A 25662-nucleotide genomic window follows, 5' to 3' on the forward strand; every position below is an offset into this window, starting at 1 on the left:
GAGCTTTTCACAACTATGTCTGACGCATATAGGCACGGACAGTGATGGGTGCAAAGATTGCCACAATAAGAGCAGCACCAATTAGAGAGATTGTAAGGTCCCCGCCCATTGTGCCAGTGTTGGTCAACTCTCTCACAGCTGTAACAAGATGCGAGATGGGATTGATTTTCACAAACCATTGGAGCCAGTCGGGCATGGTATCTGCTGGAACAAAAGCATTTGAGAGAAACGTGAGCGGAAAAAGAACAATCATCGAGATCCCCTGTACACTCGATGCCGTACGCGAAATGACACCGAAGAAAGCAAAAATCCAGCTAATCGCCCATGAACAGACTACCACGAGAAGCCCAGCAATGGCGACATGGCCCAAACCTCCCTCTGGACGATAACCCATGATATAGCCCATGGTAAAAGTAAGAACGGTCGCAATCGTATAACGAATAGTGTCTGCTAACAGGGCTCCTGCCAACGGAGCAATGCGAGCAATTGGCAGTGACTTAAATCGGTCGAACACGCCTTTATCCATGTCCTCCCGCAATTGGACACCCGTGACAATGGAAGTGGTGATGACCGTCTGAACGAGGATCCCAGGTATAATAACCGGCAAATAGTTTTGCACATTTCCCGAGATAGCCCCGCCAAAAATATAGGTAAACATCAAGGTAAAAATTATTGGCTGCAGGGTGACGTCGAATAATTGCTCAGGCGTACGCCGTATCTTTAACAAGCCACGATAGGCCATGGTTAATGATTGTTGTACCGTTTGGAAGAAGCTCGTTTTATTAAGCAGCTGGCGTTCAGCGGCCGGCACGATTGAATGACGTTTCATATTCTTACCTCTCTTCCTTGCTCTGGATTATTTGAAAGTTTAGATCTATCATTTTCGATATCTTGGCCGGTAATGGTCAGAAAAACCTCATCTAGGGTTGGCTTTTGAACACTGAACTCAGCGAGTTGAATTCCCGCCTCACGCAAGGCGATCAACAGGTCTGTTACCCGGTCGGCATCTGCCATCGGGGCAGTAATCCTCCCGCCTTCTGAAGAAACTGCTGTCTGGACCCTGAGCACCCGTTCAACCATGATACGAGCATTTGAGATGTCCTGTGAATGTTGAATGTTCAAATGCAAAGATGAATGACCAACAGACTCCTTCAATTCATTCACCGTACCCTCTGCAATTACTCGACCGTGATCAATCACCGCGATCCGGTCGGCGAGTTCATCTGCTTCTTGAAGATACTGCGTAGTTAATAGAACCGTGGACCCTGACTTTACCAGGGTGCGGATGGTATCCCACATTTGATTGCGAGTCCGCGGGTCGAGTCCGGTAGTCGGTTCATCCAAGAAGATGAGCGGCGGCTGGGCAATGAGGCTTGCGGCCAAATCCAGCCGGCGGCGCATACCCCCGGAGAAATTTTTCAATGGACGCTTCGCGGCTTCCGTTAAACCAAACTCCTCAAGTAATTCTGCTGCCTTACTCCGTGCCTCTTTACGACTCAACCCTAGCAGGGTGGAAAAAATGATTAAGTTCTCCGTAGCACTGAGTGACTCATCGACCGAGGCATATTGACCTGTCACTCCGATTAATTGTCGGACAATTTGTGGCTCCTTGACTACGTCGTATCCGAAAATGCGCGCTGACCCTGAATCCGGCCTCAGTAAGGTAGCCAGCATTCTGATTGTGGTCGTTTTTCCTGCCCCATTCGGACCGAGTACCCCATAGATTGCACCGGCACGCACGTTTAGATCTACACCATCAACAGCACGATTATCACCGAACGTTTTAGCAAGTCCGTGTGCCTCAACAGCCCAATCTCCATTTTTTATATCTAATTTTTTATACTCTCTACTCATGGGTATCCTCCCTTTTCATCTGATTGAAACCTAGACTTTTTAGATGAATAATGAACGCTTGTAATGTATTCCCTCCATCTGTTACAGAAGTATAAATGACATTTATGAACTGAATATGAACGGAACGATTGAGAAGATTTTTTCAAAAGGGGCTTTTAACCAACAGGCTGTGTTAAAGGTAAATGTTGCTTTTAGAACCTTGTTGATTTGTGCGGAAGGCGCGAGACTCCTCCAGGAGGACGGGACAGGGGAGACCCCGCTTATCTCTTAGCGCCGAGGAGGCTTCCCGAACCGCCTGCGGAAAGCGAAGCGCCTCGGAACAGGCAAAGACCGCCTGTCCCTGCGGTAATTATTCGATGAAGCATTCCTTAGTGGAGCACAAATCAACAGCCCAATTTAACACAGCCAACCAATAAAAAAATGGAGCCAAATTCTATCATTACGATAGAACTTAGCTCCATTTTTCTTTTCTCCTAAATTAAAAATCTGCATTGTATTTATGTAAGGTTTATTTTGCATCCAGCAATCGCAAGCGTTTTCATTATAAACTATTGGCTCTGTTAAAACTGAATGTTGATTTCACTGTGTTTGGAAAATAAGCGGAGTTTTTCCGTTTATTTTAGGAAATACAATTAATTCCTTAAAAATAAGCGGAGTTTTTCCGCTTATTGTATCCAAATCCTTGGATTTTGTCTTATTTAAAGTATTTAACCGGAATATCTCCGCGTATATCTGCTTTCTAAGCTTCCTCTATATACAATAGCTGGAAATTATCCGCCTATGAATTCTCAACCCTACACGAAAATCAACGATGAATAATAACAGAGCCAAACTATTAAATAAGATGACCCGTATCCTTTTTCTATCCTCGTTCATATGATGTTTAGTGTTGAAAAACATAGAAAGATATCGAAAGGATGCTTCTATTGAAGGTAGTCATTTTATGTGGTGGAAAAGGAATGAGGATGAAAGGGTTAACCGAAGTTGTTCCAAAAGCGTTAGCAAATGTTATATTAGGAAATTAAAAATGATTATCCAAACTATTTGTTAATATTAAGTGCAAAAACTGGGGTTGAAATCAACATTGATTCTTTAGATATTCGACAAAATCAAAAATAGTATCTAATAATTTTGTTTTGAAATTTAAAAAATCTTAATTGGAAAAACAAAAAGATTTTATACTTGTTAAATTTTTAGAATTACTATTTATTCTTCCGGAACTAAGGACTTGTGACCTGCAATGACAAACGTAACGGTACTCTTTTATTTGAATGCCTGTGCTAATAATCGTTACCTGAATGAAAAGCCCTATCCTCGTAGCTGAGGACAGGGCTTCTGTTCAATTTAAGATAATGTTCACCCACCTAATTAACCGTTCTCTTCACAATTACGATTAGATTAGCAATAAAACTGTAATATTTCTCTTTTTACTATAGTCATAAAAATGGAATGAATTTTTACTAGTTTCCCCCAGTTTTTCTACTTCTAAAAAAAACGATCGACAATACCCTTCGACAAATAAATGATAGTTCTACTTTAATCTAGTCTTTGCGACATTTTATTTAATAAACAAATATAAAAATTAAGTAATTGAATGAACGATTCCTTTTAAGATTCCCCCAATTTACATTATTATTAAGCCGCTTTATTATTTGAATTAGTCATAAATTAACTCCCTATTTATAGAATTTTTCACATCCATCCCAAAACCTACTAACATCAATGACCGTTATCCTACCAAACAGTTTATATTTACCAAAATTATAAACTACTAATCTCTCAATCATTTTAGTAAAAAAAAATAAAGCTTATAGATTCTAGGATCACAAGTTTTATATTTAAAAATAGAAAAGGAGCTACGTTTATGAAGAAAAGTAAAAAGAATCTATTTAAGGTGATGTCCACTGCAGCTTTAACATCATTAATTTTTTCATCATCATTTACTGTTTTTGCAGAAAGCAATGACACAACACCACAATCTCATACGATTGGAAAAACGGCGGAGCAAGGAAGGCCATTATTTTTTAATAAAGATAATGAAGAAACTAGCAAGGATGATTTGTATTCTAAAGACTCTAAAAAGGAAGGTTTGGCTAAACCATATAGCCCAAATGATGTGGTTCGTTTAATCGTAGAAGTTGAACAACCAACAGAAATTGATAAAAACGCCAAGAACAAAAAAACATTATATAAGCAAAAGCAAGACAAGGTAATTGATGAATTCTCAAAGAAAAATAAATCTAAATCAAAATCTCCTACAAAAGTGAAGCATCGTTTTTTTGAAGGGTTTAATGGATTTAGTTTAGAAACAGAGTTTCAGAATATTAAAGATATCCAGTCTATTCCAGGGGTTACGAATGTACATATTGCAAACACATTCCAGCCGACTATGGGAGCCAGTAAGGAATTAGTACAGGCCCAAAAAGTTTGGAACCAATATGGTTATAAAGGCGAAGGCTTACTAGTAGCGATCGTTGATTCTGGGATTGATTATACGCACAAAGATATGAAACTATCTGATAAAGCAAAAGATAAAGAAAAATGGACTCAAGCAAGCATCAATTCTAAATTTCAAGAGACAGAAGTTAACGAAGTTTGGTATAGCGATAAAGTACCTACAGGTTATGATTGGGCAGACAACGATACAAATGTCATTCCTGGGCCAGAAGGAAGTTCTCATGGTATGCATGTTGCTGGTACAGTTGGCGCAAGCGGAGATGAAACAAATGGCGGTGTAGAAGGGATTGCACCAGGCGTTCAGATCTTAGCTGAGAAGGTATTTTCAGATAATGGCGGCGGAGCCTTTGAGGATGATATCATCGCAGGAATCGAACATGCGGTTACAATGGGTGCAGATGTTATCAACATGAGTTTAGGTGTTGATGCAGGCTTTGTAAGTGAAGAGGATGACCCTATTCAAAAAGCTATTCGTGTGGCAACAAAAAATGGTACCCTTGTTGTCGTAGCAGCTGGTAATGCATCATACAGTACTAAAAATAATTTAATATTATCTTCTTTAAAACCATATGCAGATAATCCCGATATTGGAGTAGTAGGTGCACCATCTATAAGTCCATATGCTGTATCTGTTGCTTCCTATGAAAATTCAAAAATTCATTATAATACTCTAGCTGATGCAAACGGTTATCAGCTTCCTTACCAAGATCAAACGCAATATAACTTTAAACTATCTAAAGCTTTATCACCAAATCAAAGTTATGACCTTGTATATGTAGGTAACGGACTTAAAAAAGCTGATTATTTAGATCAAAGTGGTCAACCAAAAGTAAAAGATAAAATTGCTGTGGTAAAATTACAGGATCAATATTCTTACTATTCTAATTTTCAATTTGATGCGGAACGTTATGGAGAAGCTTTAGCCGTTATTATTATTCCACCAGATGATATGGCTGACTACACATACCTAGGCTTAAGTCCTTATTCCATTCCAGCAGCTACAACCGGCAAAGCGGTTGGTCAAGAATTGATCAAAAAACTGACAAGTGGTCAAACGGTTCAGATGAAAGTATCAGGTGGTACTTGGGTAGAAAACGCAAAGAAAGACTCGATGTCCGATTTTTCATCCATTGGTTCACCGCATACTTTAGATTTTAAGCCAGAGATTTCTGCTCCTGGTGGAAATATCTATTCCACTGTACCAGGAAATGACTATGAAGTAATGAGCGGAACATCCATGGCAGCTCCTCAGGTTGCAGGCGGTTCAGCATTGTTATTGCAGGCACTTTATGAAAAAGGAATGCCACATTCAGAAAGCACGGTTTTAAAAGCAAAATTAGCATTAATGAATACTGCAAAGGTTGTTATGGATCCAAGAACAAATGGAGCCGTACCGTATTCACCAAGAGTACAAGGATCTGGATTAATGCAAATTCAAAATGCCATTAATACACCGGTCATTGTCACAAGTAAAAACGCACCTTTAGAACAAACGGGGGCCGTTGCTCTGAAAGAAATTGGTCAAAATACTAGTTTTAAATTGAACGTTGAAGCATTTGACACTCCTAAAGGAAATAAAGATGATATTGAATACCAGGTTTATGTTGATGTGCTAATAGATAACACTGAAATGAAAGAATTTGATTTAGACAATGATGGTACTTTGGACTCCAAGGAGTATCTAACCTTAACAAGTGACCGTATTAATGGTGTAGATATTACTGTGAATGATAAAAAAGTAACACAAACAGAAGGAGCATCTATTAAAATTAAACCCGGTCAAACAAAAATGCTAACAGTTAATATATCTTTACCGGATTCATTAAAGAAAAATAGTTTTGTAGAAGGGTTTGTCCGTTTGGTTCCAGTAGCAAAGGACCAAAATAAAGCTGTACCTTTATCCATTCCTTATATGGGCTTCTATGGAAAATGGGATAAGCCACAAAATATTGACCCTGCAGCATGGGAGCAAGATGCATTTTTAGGCTATACCGCCCTTTGGGATGATACATCAGAACGTTATCCAATGGGATATGATCCAGCTACGGGAAGATTTAATCTTAATCATATTGCTTTCTCGCCAAACTTCTTTACTAATGGTGTCTATTCTACCTTTACCACTTTACGTAATGTACAAAAAACCGAGATGTATATTGAAGATCAATCAGGAAACAACATTCAATATTTAGGTGACTTTAGCGAATATACAGGAAAGCCATGGAAATTCGGAAAGAATATTATGGCATATGGTGATTATTTAATTGGCGGATATTTATGGGATATGAAAGATAAGTCTGGACAATTTGTACCTGATGGAGTTTATCAATATGTGATAAAAACGACATTAGATTACACAAATGCCAAACCTCAGGTAGTGAAAATGCCAATTAAAGTAGACTCGATTGCTCCAACGGTTTCTGATATCCAAGTAACGCCAAAGGATGGAAGATTTGAAATTTCCTTTAAGGCAAAAGATAATGAAAATGGAAGTGACTTTTTAGGAGCTGTTCTTTGGGTTGATGGACAATATAAGGATATTGCCCCAGGGGAAACCTCTTTAATTGTAAATAATGAACCAAAAAGTGTTGTCGTCTTAGCGGCCGACTATGCCTATAATCAATCATACGCAGTTTGGGGAGATCCAAGCTATGTTAATCAAGAAATGATCATTTCTTTTTTCTATGTAAGTCCGACGGAAAATGTTAACAAAAATAATCCAGCACAAATTATTAGTTACGCTTCAAACAGAATAGACTGGACAATTAATATTAAAGATAGAAATGGAAAGATAGTCGATTCTTTTGAAGTGAAAAATGAACACACACTTCGAACCCAATGGGCACCTAAATCTGATCTGCCAGATGGTACGTATTACATGTCGGCTGATCTAGTTACAAAAAGTGGACTTAAAGCGACAACACAACCTGAACAAATAACAGTTGGCCAACAACCATAAAACCTTCATTTGATTTAAGAAAAAGCTATCGCTCCTATTTATTTTAGGAATTTGATAGCTTTTTCTTTTGCTCAAAAAAAGCGTATTCTTTTTTAAAAGAGATCCCGCTCCGTCAATATAGATTTCGCTGCCCGAAATGTATTTGTCTTGGTTGGAAACATGGAATAGGACCAGATTGGCGACCTTTTTCTGGTATTCGTACTCTATGTGGGACGTTTCGAGAAAATTGTATGTAAAAAACCGCCTGAATTTTGGGTACCTACTGACAATCATATATTTACCCTTCCCATCTTACCTGCAGACAATCACTTCACGAATAAATACCCCTTTTTTCGCAACTGCTCGATCAACAATCACAAATCCCGCTTCAAGTAGAATCTCATCAATCGGTTCAACCGTTACAACTACAACTTTATCCGCAAACCTGCGGGCACTTTGAAGCATCTCAAGCTGCACTTCAGGTGAAATAACCGAACACAAATTATAGGGTAAATCGATAATCGCAACGTCGTAATGCTTCGTGATGTTTCGCATATCTTCAAACTTCACTTCACATGAAAAACCAAAGTGTGCGATGTTCTCTCGTGTTCCCGCTAAAATAACAGGGTTATTGTCACTCCCTGCGATATCAATCCCCATTGAAAGAGCTTCTACCAGGACCGTTCCGATTCCGCAACAAGGATCAATCGCCTTTATCCCGTTTGGATTCGGAATAGCAATATTCACAACTGCTCTTGCTACACGGGTGCTGAGTGCAGTGGAATAATGATGGGGCTTCTGCTGATGTTCATACCACACAGACTGACTTTCCACATAATCTCCGAATACCCATCTTCCGTTGATATTCATGACCCCAAACAATCGCTTCGGCTGCCGAATATCAGCCATACCTTTGATTTGTAAACCGACTTCCCTCTCAATGGAGCGCCGTTTCTCGAAGGTTTCCTCAACACTGCCAATTTTGACATACACCACTTTAAAGGTTTCCCTTATTTGCAAGGCTGCGACTTTTTCAAGAAGCTCGTGATAACTCTCCTCTTCAAAAATAAAGGCTATTCTTTCTTTCATAAACGGACTCCGACTCGGATCAACTTTTACCGAACTCTCCAAAATACTCGTTTGAGACTCATTCCCAAATAATGAACGCATCTCCAAAGCACGCAATGAATGTTCATCTTCGTAGCTGGCGTAAGTATAGATATAGATACCCATTCCCCTCACCTTTCCATATAAAAAAGACAATAGGATCTCCCCATTGCCTCATTCATTATCTAAAAAACACCTTGTCGACGTTGTACTTCGACTTGGATTCATTAATGATAAACGTCTCATAAATTTCTCTATGTACGGGATCTTCAATGACACAAACTTCAATTTTTGTGACCTCATCACGATGGTTTTTGATGGGAGACACCGTATCCTCAAAATGCTTTTTGATTCTTGGGCGCAGCTTCCTTGCTTTCCCTACAAACAGCAGCTCATCGTTTTTGTTATAAAACATGTAAATGCCGCCTTTTTCACGAGTGATGAGGTGAAAATCGGTAAAGCCATAAATATTACTTAGCTCTGGATTGTCCTGTTTAGTAATCGTAACGTCTGGTTTTGGAACAGTTATTTGAATCACGCAAGCTCACTTCCTTTTCTATATCGCTGTATATGCTAACACAAATCATCTATTATTACTATTTCCTGATATCATCTTTTTAAAACGCTGACTTACGCTTCCAGTGATGACATGCTTCCCTTCAAGGAATCCATTGCTACTAAAATATTCAACTGTCTAACCTCCCGTTTTACCTATAAAAAATGCCTGTAAACATCTAAAAAAATAGAATTTGTCTACAGGCATATTTAGATAGCTACTATTATTGTAAGAAATATTTTTCCTTTATTTTCTCCCAATTAAGCTGGGATGTGGCTTCAACCTTGTAATTCGCATCAGTAAGATAATTCCCGACACCCACTGCAAACATACCGCTAGCGTTTATCGCTTCAATCCCCGCTTGCGCGTCTTCAATGCCAATCGCATAGGCAGGATTAGCCCCGAGTCCTTTGCAGGCTGTGAGGAAAATCTCTGGATCTGGCTTTGATTTGCTGATTTTCGCTGCATCTGCACAGTAATCAAATGCCGCTTCTAACTGTAGCGCCTTTAACACCGTCTCCGCATTTTTTGAAACAGAAGCAAGTCCGATTGAAATCCCCTCTGCTTTGATGGCAGCAAGTAATTCGAGGATTCCCGGTAAAACAGCCTCTGGTGTTAATTCCTTTAAGAACTCACAGTAGTGCAGATTCTTTTTCGTCGCCATTTCTTCTTTTTCTGCTAAGCTGAAATCATTCTGGCGATTTCCTTCTATTAAAATTAACTCAAGGGAATCCATACGGCTGATTCCTTTCAGTCTTTCATTAAATACTTCATCAATCGTGATTCCCACTTCTTCTGCAAGCTGCTTCCATGCAAGAAAGTGATAATGTGCCGTGTCGGTAATCACTCCATCTAGGTCAAAAACAACAGCTTCTATCCGTTTATTATCCATATCTCATTCCCCTAATTCTTAATTTCAACTTCAACGGTGTCACTCAAAAGATAGTCCCTGCCGTTAATCTCGATGGCTAGGTCCGGCCCTAAAAGCTTCGTGATTTCGAAATGCTGGTGAGTCAGCTTCACTTTAAGCTTCCGCCCCTGATAGGTAAGTGGAAAGACCAGTTCTGACCAATTTTCAGGTAACTTAGGATTAAAATTGAGACGGCCCGTTCTTTGCGACATATTCGCAAACCCAAACATAGTCGTCAGCCAAATGGCTCCTAAAGAAGCGGCATGTATTCCTTCATCAGAGGAATGCGGATTTGGTCCTAAATCGATTAAGCATGCTTCCTTAAAGAAACGGTAGGCTGCTTCCTCATCCTCGCAGCGCGCTGCAACAATCGCATGAATAGCCTTGCTGAGCGAAGAGTCATGAATGGTATGTGCTTCGTAATAATGGAGGTTTTTCGCGACTACCTCTTTTGGAAACAAATCTGGGAACAGATACAACAGCATCACGGTATCTGCTTGTTTCAGAATCTGCATTTCATTGACTTCAGCACGCGAATAATCCAGCAAAATCGCCTGACTTCCCTGTGTTTGTTTATACGGGGTCAAGTCAATTTCAGGCTTCGATAAGAACGTATCATCCTGTGGAATAATCTTGTCTTTATTAGGCTTCGGAAGATACAAAGTGTTCAAGAAGTCCTTTCCTCTGTTGAAAAGCTGTTCATCGGTATGCTGGAATTGATCCATAAAATAAAGGGCTTGTTCTACATTGTAGTACGCCATGTAATTCGTATAGGCATTGTTGTCAATGTGCTCTGTGTATTCATCCGGCCCGATTACATCTTTGATGGAAAGCTTGCCACCTTCTTCTACTGTACGGCTCATCCAAAACTGTGCCGTTTCTTTAAGCAGTGCAAGGCCTTCATTTCTCATGAACTCTTCATCCAATGTGTTTTGGAAATACTGGACAACGGCAAAGGCAATATCCGCAACGATATGGTGCTCACTTATTGCTGAAGCCACCTTTTGCCGGGTTCCCGTCCGGATGTTGATTGCTGCAAACTCAGGTGTCTCCTCTTTTCCGGTCATGGCACTTTCCCATGGGAATAACGCACCTTCATAACCGTTTTGGGCTGCCTTTTCCTTTGCCTGCTGCAAATGAAGGTAACGGTAACGCAAAAGCTTTTTCGCCGTTTCAGGCTCTGTGAACAGATGAAAAGGAGCAATAAAGATTTCCGTATCCCAGAAGACATGTCCTTTATAGCCTTCACCCGTTAGCCCTTTTGCACCGACACTGAAACGCTCGTCATGAGCAGGCGTCATGATCTCCATATGATAGAGAGCAAAATCCATGGCGGTTTGGTCGAATTCATCAGTAGAGGTGATTTCAATTCGCTTTGCCTGCCAAAACTCCTGCCATTTAGAGGCCGATCTTTCAAGCAGAGCCTCATAGCCTAGTAAACTGTTAGATTTAAGATTTTCTAAACTATCACGATCAGGATTCGTACTCTCAAGTGAGGTGTAAACGGTTCCGATTTTTTCAAATACAAACGGCTCATCTTTTACAAGATCTCCATCAATCGATGCATTCAACTGGCGGTTTTTTGCAGAGAAAGAAATCCGGCTTGCCCCAGGGGCATGTATGCTGGCTGCAATCGAAATTATAATTCCTGTTTCAGTTGTTTGATAGATTCCTTGGAGGATTTCCTCGTTAAAAACTCTAACACTTTCTTCGATTAAATGCTGTCTGCCGAAGTTTGTCTGCTGGGCATTGATTCCGGTGATCATCTTGATTCTCGCGGGTTTGTCCAAACTAGCGACGGTAACCTTTGAGGCAAGCAAATGTAGATGGTCCTTGGCAGCAAAACGTTGGAAAACAAACTTAAAGCGGGCACCCGTTTTATTTTTCCAGATGAACTCCCGCCTTAACTCACCAGTCTCAAGTGATAAACCTCGTTCATAAGAAAGCACTTCGCCTTCAAGCATGGAAAAATTAATGCCATCAATCTCAATCAACATACCGGCAATATCCGGTAAATTGACGAGATCAGACGTTTCATTGGCCGTTGCTTTATTATAGACACCCGCCACATACATCCCGCGAATTTGACCGGTATAGTCCTCCTCATGGGCAGCCCGGACACCTAAATAGCCATTTCCTAAAGCCATAACACTCGAAAATTTATTAAGTGAGTGCAAATCAAAATTATTATCGTAAATTACTTGTTTCGTTTTCATAATGATACACTTTCACCCTTTTCAGCTGATTGGTATAATGCCTCGATCATTTGTTGGATGACGTATCCTTGCTTTCCATCTGCCACCATAACATCCTTACCTAAGCACCTATCGACAAAGGCTCCCATGCTTTTCGTATGTCGATCAGGGTCAGCGGTTTCTCTATTTAAAAGAGTAACAAGTTCCCCGCCTTCATCTGTATAAATTTGAGCAGGAAAGAGTGTCGCACCAGCTTCTGTACCAAAGAACTCAACGTTCATGACAGAGTCTTCTTTCATGTTCAGTGCAAAGGATGTTTCGATTTGTAACAAGCGGCCGCCTTCAAGCTCAATAAATCCGAACAGTGAATCCTCGACATCAAATTTAGTCGGATCCCATTCACCGAGGGTACCTTTTGATTTCTTCGTTCCAATCTTTTGATACATTTTTGCTGTGACTTTTTCAATTTTCGGGAATCCGAGTACATATAATGCTGCGTCAAGCATATGTGCCCCCAAATCAATCAGTGGTCCTCCGCCCTGTACTTCCTTATTTGTGAAGGTTCCCCATCCTGGGATGCCGCAACGCCTTAATGCCTTTGCTTTCGTCACATAGACATTTCCAAGGACACCCTCCTTCACTTTTTCGCGAAGAATGGTGACATCCTCTGCGAACCGGTGATGGAAATCATAAGCGAGCAGGCAGTGGTTACGTTCGGCTGCTTCCTTCATTTCCTTCGCTTCAGCAGCAGAAATAGCTGGGGGTTTTTCACACATCACATCGCAGCCATTTGCAATCGCCTGCAGGACATTCTCACAATGGAACCTGTTTGGGGTACAGATACTCACAATATCCGGCTTCTCAGCTGCATACATTTCTTCTGCATCCGTATAAAAACGCGGAATATGGTTTCTCTCAGCGAATTCCTTCACCTTATCAGGATTTGTACCGACAACTGCGACGATTTCTAGTTCTTCTCGTGTTTGATAGTAAGCAACGTGGACTTTTTCAGCTACTTGTCCTGCTCCAATAATCGCAACTTTCTTTTTCACAGTGGTCATCTTCCTTTCAACGTAAGGATTCTCTCAGGTGTTTTACGGCTTGTCTGTATTCCCCATCAAGGTCATTGCCTCTTACACGACATTCAATGGTAAGAAAACCTTCATAGCCATCTTCTTTTAATGTGTGAAAATGTTTCTTGAAATCGAGTGAACCGCTGCCCGGTTGGAAACGGTGGTTATCAGCAAGGTGAATATGGCCGACTAGGTCACGGTTTTTACGTAGTGCTTCAGAAATATTATCTTCTTCGATGTTCATATGATAGAAATCGGCAATGATTTTTACATTCTTAAATCCGTTTTCTTCAATATAACTGCGCGCATCTGCCAGGGTGTTAATCATGTGGTCCTGATAGCGATTCAATGGCTCAAGGTAAATCGTTGTCCCTGTTTCTTCCGCTACCTTGTCAAGATAAACAAGAGATTCCGTTACAGCTTTTCGATCACCATTCTGGCTTCTTGGTGAAGCCATTGGCGGCAGTCGATACGTAAACATTCCCCAAGCAGCCGGAACAACAATTCCTTTTCCGCCCACTTCTTTGAGTGCTTCAAGAATTTGTTTGATTTCTTCCAGCCCGTTTAGCCTGCGCTCTTCGATAAAATCCCCAATCCATCCACTGTAACCGCCACATGCGGTGGTAACGGGGATGCCCGTTTCCGCAATGGCTTCTTTCACTTCATCGAGATGGTCTACTAACAGTTTCCCGTCAATTTCAAAGCCTTCAAATCCAATTTCTTTTATATAATGGAACTTTTCCTTAATATTCTCTGGAAAAAATGCTTGATTTTGTGTTCCGAGTTTCATCGTCTATTCCTCCATGAAAGAGATTTGATGTTCATTCTATGGATAGGCCGCCTATTGAAAGGCGGCACACATGATTACTTGTTATATCTGATTCCCATTTTGATGCTTAACTCCGGACGTTGATCGACAAATTCCATATACGCTTCTGCACTTTCTTCAAAGCGGACAATCGGATCAATAATATCCTCACAATTTAGATAACCGTTCATTAACAATTCCCAGCACGTATCTTCAATCCGTTTTCTGTTCCAACGCGGATAATCCGGATTCGGCTCGCTGGCAGCACGAGAGAAGACAATCTTCGCATTGTTAAAATGCGCTTCACGTCCAAAATTCAATCCTGCCGGAAGCGGTTTACCAAATGCTACATAGGAAATCGTTCCACCATAGGCAATTCCCTTTAATGCTGCTTGAAGGGCAGCTGCCACTCCACTTGTTTCAATGATGGAATCAGCACCCATTTTATTGGTGAGCTTCTTGACTTCATAGCCAACATCACAAGCCGTTGGATCAAGACAGAAGTCAGCACCATTGCGTAGAGCAATATCACAGCGATTTGCCAATGGGTCAACCCCAATCACAATCCTCGCTCCTGCTCTTTTTGCAAGCTGTACCGCGATTTGGCCAATCGCACCTAATCCGACAACCACCACATAATCTCCAGCACGAACATTCGCATCACGAACGCCAGCCATCGCATATTGAGCTGGATCGTAGCAAACAGCATTTTGCCATTTTCCGCCCTCTGGCATTTTGCGCAGGCGGTGATTATCAACGGCATTCGCAATCAAGGTTTCCATGATAGGGCCATACGTACAAACCGTTTCCCCTAATTTGTAATCCGTTACTTCACTTCCAACTTCCACGATTTTACCCACGATCATGTTTCCTAGCTGAAATTCACCAAACACAATCCCTGGTTTAGAGCCTTCTTCACGGGGCATAAACATACGCCATTCTTCATTGAAATCCTCATCCATAAACGGAGTGATTCCGCGGAAGTCAACTACTTCCGTCCCGTGCTTTGGTGAAGCGAATTCTACACTAATTTTGACTTCATTCGGTTTAATTTCACGATCTTCATATTCCACCAATGCAGCTTCTCTAGGTGCTGCAGCAATTAGCTTTTTCATATCAATATAACCTCTTTCATTATTATTAAAATATTATCCTTTTACTCCGCCCTCAGTGGCGCCGCCTTTAATAAAGTAATCTGAAATGGAGTACATAATCACGACTGGCAGTGCTGTGATCAGTGACGCTGCCATCATTCGGCCCCAAACATAATCCGGTGTGCTGAATAATGTGTTTAATCCGATTGGCAAGGTGAAATTCAACGAGTCTGACAAGAAAATCGAAGCAAACAAGTAATCATTCCAGGCAACCATAAAGGAGTATACAAATACTGAGATAATCCCGGATAACGATAATGGAATTATGATATAGAAAATAATTTGAATACGATTTAAGCCGTCAATCATGGCTGCCTCTTCTAGGTCATCTGGAATCGTATCGAAATAACTTTTTAACATAAAAATCGCTGTCGGCAGCGTCTGCACAATCATCGTAATGATCAACGCTGTTTTTGTATCATACAAACCAAGTCCGGAAATAATTTTGAACAATGGAACAACAAGCAGGATACCCGAAAACATATATACCGTATAAAAACTTGCATTGATTGTCGTTCTTCCCATAAACTTCAGCCTAGACAGTGCGTAAGCGCCAAAAATAGCAATGAGAACGGCTAATCCAGACGCCGTTAGCGAGACGACCAAACTATTTTTAAAATAGGATATAAATGGAAAAATATCCGGATTGAAAATATCAACAAAATGCTTAAATGTCCACTCTTTTGGAAAAAGAGTTGGGTTCGTTGAAACGGCTTCCTTTGTAGACTTAAAAGATGTCATCAGCATAATGAAAAAAGGAAAAAGGGTTACCGTTAACAGGGCGATGAGCCCCGTATAAAATCCAGCTTTCTTAAGTGCACGATTCTTTTTACTGCTAGCCATTGCCATTAGTATTTCACCCGCTTTCGTGTTGCAATAATTACAAGAGATAGAATAATAAACAGAATGACAGAAATAGATGCTGCTTTGCCTAGATCATTGAAGGCAAATGCTGTCTTGTACAAGTAAATCCCAAGGATGTCCACTTTGTTTGTGAGTAGGAAAACATCGGTGAACATATAGAATAACCAAATAGAACGCAGTGTTACCACCGTAATCAGCACTGGCATAATCGCCGGGAGGGTAACAATTTTAAACTTATTCCACGCAGAAGCTCCGTCGATTTCTGCTGCTTCATATAAGGTTGAATCAATCGTTTGCAAGATAGCCAAAAAGGAAATAAACGCATAAGGAAAATATCTCCAAATTGCAAAGAGAACAACTAGGAAAAAGCTGCTGACCGGATTATCAAACCAAAGCGGAGCCTTGTCAGCTAGGTGTAAAACGTCTACCACTAAGAAGTTCACCACACCATAGCCATTATTGAACATGTATTTCCATGCAAAAACCAATGAAATCGAAGGTGTAACATAGGACAAAATAATTAAAGACCGGGAAAGCTTGCGGAATTTAAATGGCCGATTAAAGAAAATCGCTACACCCAATCCCATCGCCGTACTGCCTAAAACGGCAAGAATCATATACAAAAACGTAATCCCTAGTGATTTAAAAAACTCTCCATCCGACAGAATCGACATGTAATTTTCGAACCCAACAAAGACTGCGTCTAGTCTCGGGTTTATTGGCTGGTCAAAGAAGCTAATTTGGATATTGGAGAACATCGGGTACGCAACAAGCAATAGCACCAAGAAGATACTTGGAAAAAGCAGGACCATTGCTAATTTTAAATCTGATTTCTCCCTTTTAATGGTTTTCATGGTACCCCCCTAAGTAGTTGTTGAAATGTTTGTGAACCACTAAACAATCTCACTGAATCAATAAAGTTGTTTAAAAGCCGGCATCGTATCCACCTTCTTAAACAACTTTATTTTTTCAATATTTCCTTCACTAATGGCTGTAAATAAACGATTTCATGTTAGTTTATAATTGAGGGACCGCCTATCAGGGGATCCCCCTTATTTCAAATTACTTTTCTAAAACGTCCGAAATCGCTTGTTCAGCCGTTTTCAGTTCACTGTCAACGCCCTTTTCACCCACCGTGATTGCATTTACTAATTTAGGAATAGCTCCCGAGCTTGTTACATCACCCATTTTCAGGAAGTTCTTTCCATCCACTAACCCAAACACTTGAATATCATTAAAAGATGCAGCGATTTCAGTTGAAAGCTCACCAAATGAATTTACAACTTCGTTTGCCTGATAGGTTTCATTTTCCACAACAAGTTTGCTAACTGGCTGAGCACCGCCTGGTGACATTAATACCCAGCTCGTCATATTTTCTGGCTGTGCCATGAATTCAATAAATTTCTTCGCTGCTGCATTTTGATTCTCTTCTAAACCAGAGGAAACAGTCAGAGCAGAAACAGTTCCAAATACCGCTTTTGTTTCTTCCGTTGGGATTGCAAAACCAATATTCGCCGCATTCCCTTGTTCATATACAGCTGGAAGAATATAAGTTGAATAAACTGCCATCGGTGCTGATCCGTTCATGAAAGCATCCTTTACTTCAGTAACATCATTCGAACCAGGCATCGTGTACTTTGCTAATTCTTGATAGAAATTCAATGCCTCTTTCATTTCAGTAGAATTGATATTCAATTTACCTTTAGCATCTAGAACATTTGCATGGTTTGATAGGGCAAATTGAGAAAATGCCTGCTCAGAAAATCCGCCTTCAACCGTTGGTAACGCAATTCCGTATTTTTTGTTACTGCTGTCTGTAAATGCTTTTGCAATCGCTAATACATCATCCCAGCTTTTCGGTTCTTCAAATCCTTTGGATGCTAATGCTTCTTTGTTGTACCAAATTCCTTGTACCCAGCCGCTGACAGGTACGCCAGTGAAGCTTTTTCCATCTTCTGTTTTCATTAATTTCAATGCACCATCATAAAAATTTTCATTGCCAACTTTATCAAGGACACCTTTAACGGCATCTTTATCAATCAACTCGTCCTTATCCATTACTTTTGCATATTCTTGTCCTACTTCAACGACTGCAGGAAGCTTACCTGCACTAGCTAACGTTACAATTTTCGTATTATAGGAATCTTCTTCAACCGGAACTTGCTTGATTTTAACATCTGGATTTTCTTCCTCAAACTTTGCAACCAAGTCATTGATAACAGCCAATCGCTCCTGTTCAACTTGTGAATGCATAAACTCGATGGTTGTCTTTTCGCTGCCGTTTTGCTTTTCTCCGCTACAAGCCGTTAACACAGCCGCTACTAGTAACATCATGAAAACGTAAAATCCTTTTTTCATCATTGTACTTTCCTCCTATTGAATTGGCTTAAGCCAAACAAATTGATATGGTTCTAATGAAATAGATGGATCACAATCGATATTCTTACCTGAAATACTGTCAAAGAAGCTTCCAGTTAACGCACATTCTACTGATTCATTTGTTAGATTAATGATTGCTAAAAGGCTTTCTTCGTTGTCATTCACCCGTTTAAAAGCGAACACTTTCTCTCCAAAATCAAGGACTTCCATTCTAGTATTCGGATGGAAAAGTGTTTCTTCTTTCCTGACTGCGATGATTTTGGTTAATTCCGTGAAGACCTTATTCCGTAATGAGTCTGGATTATCCAGCTCATTTTCGATATCGACCATATTGTATTTTTGGCGATTGATGGAACGGTTCATTCCTGTCCTCGAAACACCTTCCCCGTCATTGCGAGACCCTAGTATGCTTTGGACATAAATAGCAGGTACGCCTGGAAGGGCAAGCAGAATTGAATGAGCCGCTAAGAACCTTTTCACACGAAGATCATCATCGTCAGATTGTAAATTTAGTGCATCAAGATAGGTAACATTAATTTCATAAGGGCTCTGGGTCCCATCTGGATTTTTCTTATAGTTGACTAAAGCGCCTTCTTTTTGCAAATCTTCAATCATCGATAAGATTTCTTCTTCCGGTATGATTCCGCGAATCGGATTTACCCCAATCCCGTCATGGGAGGCGAGGAAATTGAAAAAGGTTGTATCAAGCCCGGTTGGCGGAAGCTCCCTTGCCCACTTCGAAAGTGCTGTTCCATTTCCATTATGGATCGAATACAGAACGAGCGGCGGCAGTGGGAACTGGTAAACCATATGTGCCTCATCATTACCATTTCCAAAATAAGAAACATTATCTTTATGCGGTACGTTTGTTTCCGTAATGATCACGGTCCCTTTCGCCACCTCATCCGCAATCGCACGGAATATCTTCACGATTTCATGAGTCTTTTCAAGATGGATACTTGTTGTACCAGCCTCTTTCCATAAAAAGCCGATCGCATCCAGTCGGATAAATTCCGCCCCTTGCTCAATGTAATAGAGCAAGACATCGATCATCTCGAACAATACCTGAGGATTAGCAAAATTCAAGTCAATCTGATCTTCACTGAAGGTTGTCCAAATATTCTTTTCCTTGCCATTTTCCAAAATAAATTTGGTTAACAGCGGATGGGCCCGCGGCCTTGTGACAGCACTTAAATCAATCGATGGATCCATGTCAATGAAATAGTCTTCGAATTCTGGATTTCCTTTTAAGAACTCCTGAAACCATTCACTCTTTGCCGAGATATGGTTACATACATCATCAAACATAATCCGGGCTGACCCTGAAAGCTCGCTAATATGCTCCCAATCGCCTAAGGCTGGATTTACTTTCTTGTAATCAATAACGGAAAAACCATCATCCGAAGAATACGGATAAAAAGGAAGTAAATGAACAATCTCAAACTTGTCCGCCAAGTACTTTTCAAACATTTTTTTAAAAGTGTTTAGAGTAGGTTGGTTCGCTTCCTGAAATTGGTCGCCATATGTAATCAGGAATACATCTCGTTGATCCCAGTTTTGTTTTCTTGCCTTAAGGGGCATTGCCTTTGTTTTCGCCATACGCTCCTCAATACGTGTCCAGAGTGACTCAACATTAGAATCCCCATAAATAAATGAAAGTCTTTCTTTAATCGTTTTCATAGACTCCTCCTTGATGGTACCGCTCCCATTTTTTGCGAAAAGTCAGTACCAAGTCGATAAATTCATAGAAAGATAGTTTTTCAACCATTGTACAGCTAAAAAGCGAACTTGTATATACAAGTTTTGATACCGCTTACCGAAAACGCTAAAAAAATAGAATAAGTTATTAAATTCCCGTACTAGAAATTGAATGTGGTACCGCTCCCAGTAATACTAAAAAATAAAATAGAATATCCGTGGTACCGCTCCCAAATCTACTAAAAAAATAGATCAAAAAAATTTGGTACCGCTCCCACATGCTAAATATATTACAGATAACCCTATATGTCAACTCATAACTTTAAGGATTTATCTTGAAAAATTTCATAAAAAATTCTTGTTGATTGTTTGAGTTTTCAACCATATAATTTGTATACTGACTATATTAATAAATTTAATATACGAAATTGTAATCGGATTCATTTTTAAATTTGTATATCCATCTATGAGAGGAGGAGCTTGATTGGGCTACACGATCTATGATATTGCCCGGGCTGCGAACGTTTCAAAATCGACCGTATCCCGCGTATTGAATAATCAGAACAATATTTCTGAAGATGCTAGAAATCGAGTCATCAAAGCAATTGAAGAATTGAATTACCAGCCTAGCAAATTGGCCAGGGCTCTTTCCTCCAGTTTTGATGCCATCATGGTTGTCTCACGGTCTGCAAAGACGACAACAAACAATCCATTTTTCTCAGAAATCCTTCAGACGGTAGCAGAAAAGGCAGAAGAAGAAAATTTTGATGTTATCCTGCAAACGGCCAAAAATAGCAGGGATGAGCTTGAGAAGTGCATAACCAAAATAAAAGGAAAAATGATCAAAGGAATCATTATGTTAAGTTCGCCTGCCAATGAAGAATTGTTCAAGCAGCTGGACGTTTTTAATATACCCATTGTCGTCATTGGTAAAGTCGAAGGAAGTTATACGAATATATTTTCAGTAGATACCGATAACTTTCATGATAGTTATGAGCTAACCAAATATTTAATCGAACAAGGCCATAAAAGGATTGCATGTGTACACTCGCCACTTGAATACCATGTTTCCATGGATCGTCTAAATGGCTATAAAGCCTGTATGGAGGATCATCAATTGTCAGTAAGAGAAGAATGGATGATTGACGGCGGCTACAATGTCGAAACAGGCAGCCTCGCAGCCAGAAAGCTGCTTTTGGGAAGTAACCGCCCTTCAGCTGTGTTGGCTACGGATGACTTAAAAGTGATGAGTATCTATAAAACCGCAACAGAACTAGGCGTATCCATTCCACAAGATCTATCCGTTGTCGGTTACAGTAACTCTAGTTTCATTCCCTTCATGACCCCTTCTCTGACTAGTATCGAAATTCCAGTCAGAAAACTAGGAGAAACGGGTGCAAATCTACTTTTTTCTATTATTAGAAATAAGCCTGAGGGTACAGCACGCAACATCATTAAGACAGAAAAAGTGATTCGAGATTCCGTTATAAAAAAATACATCTATAATAGTTAGCATGATAAAAAAAGCCAATGGAATCCTATTAAAGGGTTCCGTTTTCGGGTGCTTTGTTATTAAAAGACACAAGAATTGACGTATGAATTCGCATAGTCTTTTTCTTTATTTAACAAGGTTTCTACGAAATTCCATTAACTTAGACATAGCAATTGACATCATATTATGACGGACAATAAGTATTGTACATTTAAAAAAGAGGTTCAAAACTTCTGTCATTTGCAGTACCGTTTTTAGTACCATTTTTTATTGATTTTTATAAGCTGGTCGATAAAAAGCTGCTGATTCCTGCATCCAGAATCAAGATGATCCTCTTTTATCGGTTAGGGGATGAGGGTAAACATCCGATCTGATAAATAGACGGAAAAATTCCGCTTATTTAGTAAATAGCTTCGAAATTAGCTTAAATAGACGGAGAGATTCCGCCTATTGACTCGAAATAAATTATAATGGGGGATATTGCTTTGAATAACCGGAAAACCTCCCCTTATTTACCCCGAAACGGGCTCCATTCTGCATCTAACCGGAAAATCTCCGCTTATTTTATTTTGCTGGTTACTGATTAAGGACAAGACATCTTAAAAGGGAGTGAGTTTTATCTCAAAAATCCAAGAGAACCTCATGTTGATGCATTACGGTGAACCGTATCACAAGTAAGTGAGGTTATATTTATATAAATAAGGTTTTTGTATACCGAATAAAGAAACTCGCCAATTATGGCGAGTTTTACTTTTTTATATACCAGTAACGATTCCAATAAGACTGTCATTTCGGCACGTATTCTAAGAAAAGCACCTCAAAACGGAACCCTTTAGGAATCCTATCCATTGGCTTTTTAGATTTATGTGCCGATATTATTGGGTTACGTGCCGAATTTCAATTTTACGTGCCAAAACCTGGGAGCTAATCTCAATCAAAAGAACCCATCGTTTGAAATAATTCACTGGATTGGGGAGATACGTAAATGGTTCGGCTTGGAAAGGCGACTTCTACTCCCTCTTCCTCTAATATCCCCATGATTTCAATGTTAATTTCATGTTTGATTTTAACATGTTCTGCCCAAACGGTCGTATTCGTGAAAAAATACAACAGAATATCAAGACTGCTATCATTGTAATGATCGAATGCTACCATAATCGTATCCGGATGAATCTCTTCATGGGTTCTCAACATTTGTTCAATCCGATGAACCACTCTTTGAATTTGTTCTTTAGAGGTTTGATAGTTAAGTCCCAAATGAAAATTGATGCGACGTTTCCCCATACGACTCCAGTTGGTAATCGGTTCGTTCGCAAGTGTAGAATTTGGAACGGTTACAAGCGCTTGACTAAATGTTCGAATTTTTGTGCTTCGAAAATTAATATCCTCGACTGTCCCCTCCACGCTAGGTGTTAAAATCCACTCGCCGATGGAAAAAGGCTTTTCAGTCACGATAACAATTCCGCCGATTAGATTTCCTACCGCTTCTTTTGCAGCTAATGCAAACGCCAGCCCCCCTAATCCAAGACCTGCGACCAACCCATTCACGTCATAATCAAATTCCTGGCCAATAATACTGATACTGATGGCAATAAGGATGACCCGAACCGTTCTTGATATAAACGGCAGAAGAATTAAATCAATCTTATTGTTCATTTTTTGATTCACACTGACTAAAATTCCCGAAGTAGGAGACGATAAATTAAACAATCCCCATGTAATCAAAACAATGACCATCGAGCGCAAAAATTTTAAAAATAACGCATTATGCTGTTCGATAAAAGGAAAATAATCCATGGCGAGATACAAGCCTAAAATAATGAACCCCCAGCCTAATGGACGCTCAAAACTCAAACATATTTGTGTGAAAAAATCAGTTGGTGTTTTTCTAGACAATTTTAAAATCAGCTGAAAAACATACTTCGTAAAAAGGTTTCGAAAAAGAATAAATAAAACCAAAATCCCGATAGAAATTCCTACATTTTTTAACATGTCATAGTCAATCTCCACGGGCAAAAAAGCCATGACAAACATATTCAAAGACATTCTAAAAATACCTTCTCTCATTTATTGAATTCGAACCATTCCATCCACATATAATAACTTCTTAGAGCAGATAATTGAATACAACAAAAGTCTTAGATTCATATATTTTTTTCAGCGTCGCCAGCCTTAATAAATAGCTCTGACATATAGTAGATAAAAGCCATTTTAAGGTGGTGTTCATCATGACCAGTATCCAGGATGTAAGTGATGTCCTCTCCAGTCTGCCTCATACCCTGGCCAAAAATTGGCTGGGCAACGACCTCATCAAAAAGACGATCGCGGTAAGTTATGATTATTGGTTAGAAGATACCAACATCCCCATGACCTTAGAGGAATTTGTGTTGCAGTATCTTGACCACTCAGAGTATCTGGGTGAATTGTTTGCGGATGATTAGGTAAAATTGAAGGGGGGAAATCCTGTGATTTCCCCCCTCAACTCGATATTAACATTCATAAAGCTCTATAGGTAACCCGTCCGGATCAGCAAAGAAGGTGAATTTCTTTTGGGTCCAGGGGTCTATCCGAATACCTTCCACTTCCACTTGCATGGTGGTTAAATGAAGAACAGCCTCTTCGATATCGTCTACTTCAAAGGCCAAATGCCTTAAACCTGAAGCTTCCGGATAACTCGGCCGTGCTGGCGGGTTCGGAAACGAAAACAGCTCTATTTGGTACTGTCCATTCACCTTGAGATCAAGTTTATAGGAATCCCGGTCCTCCCGATACACTTCTTGTAAAGGAGTAAGTCCTAAAATTCTTACATAAAAATCCTTTGATACTTCATAGTTAGAACAAATAATTGCAATATGGTGGATTTTCTTCAATTTCATAGCTTACACTTCTTTCATTTTGTTATAAAATGCTTCTTAACTTCTATCGATTCGTTTAATATTCGACTTGTTTCTACGAACCTCCTCCTAATCAAACGTTTGATTAGTTCTGATATATTGACTTGTATATAACGTATTTTCTCATTTCCAAGGAAATTTTTTTGTCGAATCCCCCGCTGGCTTTCCTCCGAAAATTCCCCAGGATCCCTAGAAAAAAATTTAATATTCCCTTACTTAACATTCTTCTAGCATTTTCCCTATACCGTTATCCTAATCAAACGATTGATTAAATGTGAAACGAGGCCTTATGTAAAAAGGACTTATCCTCTTTATTAGAAAAAGTTTTTGTCGAGGATAGGTAATCATCTATAACCATTTCACTCTTCTCACTTAATAAAATCTAAGTAACTTCATATTCTAACAGATTTATTCAAATTTACTTTTAACCAAACGTTTGATTCGTTTTCGCTAAAATCCCTCTACATCAGTTTTTCCCGCTGCTTTGAAGTAAATAAGTTGTCGATTATTTATAACTAAAAGCAACCTTTCTGGCAACCTCAATGCCATGCACTATCACCGCACAAAATCAGATAATCTCTCTTTTTAAAAATATATTTTCAATGACCCTGTCCTTTTTGCCTACTTTTCCATATATAAAGGGGTGAAAGGAGGTGATTACGATGGCACGAGCAATTATAGCAACGTCTAAGTTACGTTTGGTGTTCCAGGTGGGAATGGATGATGATGGCAAACCGCTTCTAAAGGCGAAGACTTTCAACAATATCCAAAAGTTAGCGACAGCCGATCAACTTCTACAAGCAGCACAAGCGGTTATCAATTTGTCCAATGAAACTCTCAGCAGCATTGAGAGAGTCGACAGTTCTGAATTACTAGCGTAATTGGAAAATAAATGATAGAAGGAGGTGAATGAAATGGCTAAAACATTAGAATTGGAGTTTGTTACGGAGTATGGGAAACCGGCTCGTTTATCAATAGAAAATCCGAAAGAACCGATTGAGGAAGCCGTGGTAAAGGCAGCAATGGAGGAAATGATTGCTTCAGGCGTCTTCACATCTACGAATGGTAATTTCGCTTCTGTTAAAGGAGCACGAGTGATTGATCGCAATGTAACCGAATATGAAATAGTTTAATAGAGTAAGGCCGGTTTCCAATGGAAGCCGGTCTTCCTTGTATTAAAAAAAGGAGGTTTCTACGTTAATAGAACCCCTCCCAATCAAAGTTACCAGCATCTACATCTGAATAAACAATTAATATTTCTGCATTGTTTGCGTTCACTGTAATCA

20 protein-coding genes are annotated in these 25662 nt (G+C 39.7%); 5 read left to right on the top strand and 15 right to left on the bottom strand.

Going from position 1 to position 25662, the window contains the following annotated elements; genetic code table 11:
* Nucleotides 1-13: 13 nt before the first annotated feature.
* Both QNH48_RS27775 and QNH48_RS27780 read right to left on the bottom strand, forming a co-directional pair.
* Nucleotides 14-829 (bottom strand): ABC transporter permease, encoded by an 816-nt coding sequence (locus QNH48_RS27775; RefSeq protein ID WP_283952869.1) that lies wholly within the window; start codon nucleotides 827-829, stop codon nucleotides 14-16.
* A complete protein-coding gene (locus QNH48_RS27780) occupies nucleotides 826-1854 on the bottom strand; it encodes an ATP-binding cassette domain-containing protein (RefSeq protein ID WP_283952870.1) in 1029 nt (342 codons plus the stop codon). The genes QNH48_RS27775 and QNH48_RS27780 overlap by 4 nt, the downstream gene beginning before the upstream one ends.
* Before the next feature lie 1864 nt (nucleotides 1855-3718).
* On the opposite strand from QNH48_RS27780, the gene QNH48_RS27785 reads away from it, so the two are divergent.
* Nucleotides 3719-7267, top strand: a complete 3549-nt coding sequence (locus QNH48_RS27785; protein WP_283952871.1) for a S8 family serine peptidase — start codon at nucleotides 3719-3721, stop codon at nucleotides 7265-7267.
* A 291-nt stretch (nucleotides 7268-7558) separates the two neighbouring features.
* On the opposite strand, the gene QNH48_RS27790 is transcribed toward QNH48_RS27785, so the two are convergent.
* The 11 genes from QNH48_RS27790 to QNH48_RS27840 form a co-directional block, all read right to left on the bottom strand.
* Entirely contained in the window at nucleotides 7559-8479 is a 921-nt protein-coding gene (locus QNH48_RS27790) for a TRM11 family SAM-dependent methyltransferase (protein ID WP_283952872.1), read from the bottom strand.
* 55 nt (nucleotides 8480-8534) lie between these two features.
* Nucleotides 8535-8891 carry a nucleotide excision repair endonuclease gene (locus QNH48_RS27795; RefSeq protein WP_095251874.1) on the bottom strand — a complete coding sequence of 119 codons (357 nt, stop codon included), beginning with the start codon at nucleotides 8889-8891 and terminating at the stop codon, nucleotides 8535-8537.
* A 241-nt stretch (nucleotides 8892-9132) separates the two neighbouring features.
* Nucleotides 9133-9801 (bottom strand): beta-phosphoglucomutase, encoded by a 669-nt coding sequence (pgmB, locus tag QNH48_RS27800; protein ID WP_283952873.1) that lies wholly within the window; start codon nucleotides 9799-9801, stop codon nucleotides 9133-9135.
* Nucleotides 9802-9812: 11 nt separating this feature from the next.
* Nucleotides 9813-12035: a glycoside hydrolase family 65 protein gene (locus QNH48_RS27805; protein ID WP_283952874.1), complete on the bottom strand. Its 2223-nt coding sequence runs from the start codon at nucleotides 12033-12035 to the stop codon at nucleotides 9813-9815.
* On the bottom strand, nucleotides 12032-13066 hold the full coding sequence (locus QNH48_RS27810; RefSeq protein ID WP_283952875.1) for a Gfo/Idh/MocA family protein: 1035 nt from the start codon (nucleotides 13064-13066) through the stop codon (nucleotides 12032-12034). The genes QNH48_RS27805 and QNH48_RS27810 overlap by 4 nt, the downstream gene beginning before the upstream one ends.
* Nucleotides 13067-13082: 16 nt before the next feature.
* A complete protein-coding gene (locus QNH48_RS27815) occupies nucleotides 13083-13877 on the bottom strand; it encodes a sugar phosphate isomerase/epimerase family protein (RefSeq protein ID WP_283952876.1) in 795 nt (264 codons plus the stop codon).
* Between the two features lie 74 nt (nucleotides 13878-13951).
* Complete coding sequence (locus tag QNH48_RS27820) at nucleotides 13952-15010, bottom strand: zinc-dependent alcohol dehydrogenase (RefSeq protein ID WP_283952877.1); 1059 nt, start codon at nucleotides 15008-15010, stop codon at nucleotides 13952-13954.
* A gap of 33 nt (nucleotides 15011-15043) precedes the next feature.
* A complete protein-coding gene (locus QNH48_RS27825) occupies nucleotides 15044-15892 on the bottom strand; it encodes a carbohydrate ABC transporter permease (RefSeq protein ID WP_481858518.1) in 849 nt (282 codons plus the stop codon).
* A 5-nt stretch (nucleotides 15893-15897) separates the two neighbouring features.
* Complete coding sequence (locus QNH48_RS27830) at nucleotides 15898-16767, bottom strand: carbohydrate ABC transporter permease (RefSeq protein ID WP_283952879.1); 870 nt, start codon at nucleotides 16765-16767, stop codon at nucleotides 15898-15900.
* Between the two features lie 208 nt (nucleotides 16768-16975).
* Complete coding sequence (locus QNH48_RS27835) at nucleotides 16976-18274, bottom strand: ABC transporter substrate-binding protein (RefSeq protein ID WP_283952880.1); 1299 nt, start codon at nucleotides 18272-18274, stop codon at nucleotides 16976-16978.
* A 12-nt stretch (nucleotides 18275-18286) separates the two neighbouring features.
* Complete coding sequence (locus tag QNH48_RS27840) at nucleotides 18287-19972, bottom strand: alpha-amylase family glycosyl hydrolase (protein ID WP_283952881.1); 1686 nt, start codon at nucleotides 19970-19972, stop codon at nucleotides 18287-18289.
* A 502-nt stretch (nucleotides 19973-20474) separates the two neighbouring features.
* Between QNH48_RS27840 and QNH48_RS27845 the strand changes: the two genes are divergently transcribed.
* A complete protein-coding gene (locus tag QNH48_RS27845; protein ID WP_283952882.1) occupies nucleotides 20475-21503 on the top strand; it encodes a LacI family DNA-binding transcriptional regulator in 1029 nt (342 codons plus the stop codon).
* A 909-nt stretch (nucleotides 21504-22412) separates the two neighbouring features.
* On the opposite strand, the gene QNH48_RS27850 is transcribed toward QNH48_RS27845, so the two are convergent.
* Nucleotides 22413-23507 carry a mechanosensitive ion channel family protein gene (locus QNH48_RS27850; protein ID WP_283952883.1) on the bottom strand — a complete coding sequence of 365 codons (1095 nt, stop codon included), beginning with the start codon at nucleotides 23505-23507 and terminating at the stop codon, nucleotides 22413-22415.
* 203 nt (nucleotides 23508-23710) lie between these two features.
* On the opposite strand from QNH48_RS27850, the gene QNH48_RS27855 reads away from it, so the two are divergent.
* Nucleotides 23711-23923, top strand: a complete 213-nt coding sequence (locus QNH48_RS27855; protein ID WP_283952884.1) for a hypothetical protein — start codon at nucleotides 23711-23713, stop codon at nucleotides 23921-23923.
* A 48-nt stretch (nucleotides 23924-23971) separates the two neighbouring features.
* Here the strand turns inward: QNH48_RS27855 and gloA2 are convergent, their stop codons facing one another.
* Nucleotides 23972-24358 carry an SMU1112c/YaeR family gloxylase I-like metalloprotein gene (gene gloA2 / locus QNH48_RS27860; RefSeq protein WP_283952885.1) on the bottom strand — a complete coding sequence of 129 codons (387 nt, stop codon included), beginning with the start codon at nucleotides 24356-24358 and terminating at the stop codon, nucleotides 23972-23974.
* Between the two features lie 680 nt (nucleotides 24359-25038).
* On the opposite strand from gloA2, the gene QNH48_RS27865 reads away from it, so the two are divergent.
* A complete protein-coding gene (locus QNH48_RS27865; protein WP_133369975.1) occupies nucleotides 25039-25257 on the top strand; it encodes a DUF1659 domain-containing protein in 219 nt (72 codons plus the stop codon).
* A 33-nt stretch (nucleotides 25258-25290) separates the two neighbouring features.
* The gene (locus tag QNH48_RS27870; protein WP_133369976.1) at nucleotides 25291-25509 is read left to right on the top strand and encodes a DUF2922 domain-containing protein; all 219 of its coding nucleotides are present in this window, start codon (nucleotides 25291-25293) and stop codon (nucleotides 25507-25509) included.
* Nucleotides 25510-25662: the final 153 nt, after the last annotated feature.

The organism is Neobacillus sp. YX16, assembly GCF_030123505.1.
Lineage (GTDB): Bacteria > Bacillota > Bacilli > Bacillales > Cytobacillaceae > Neobacillus.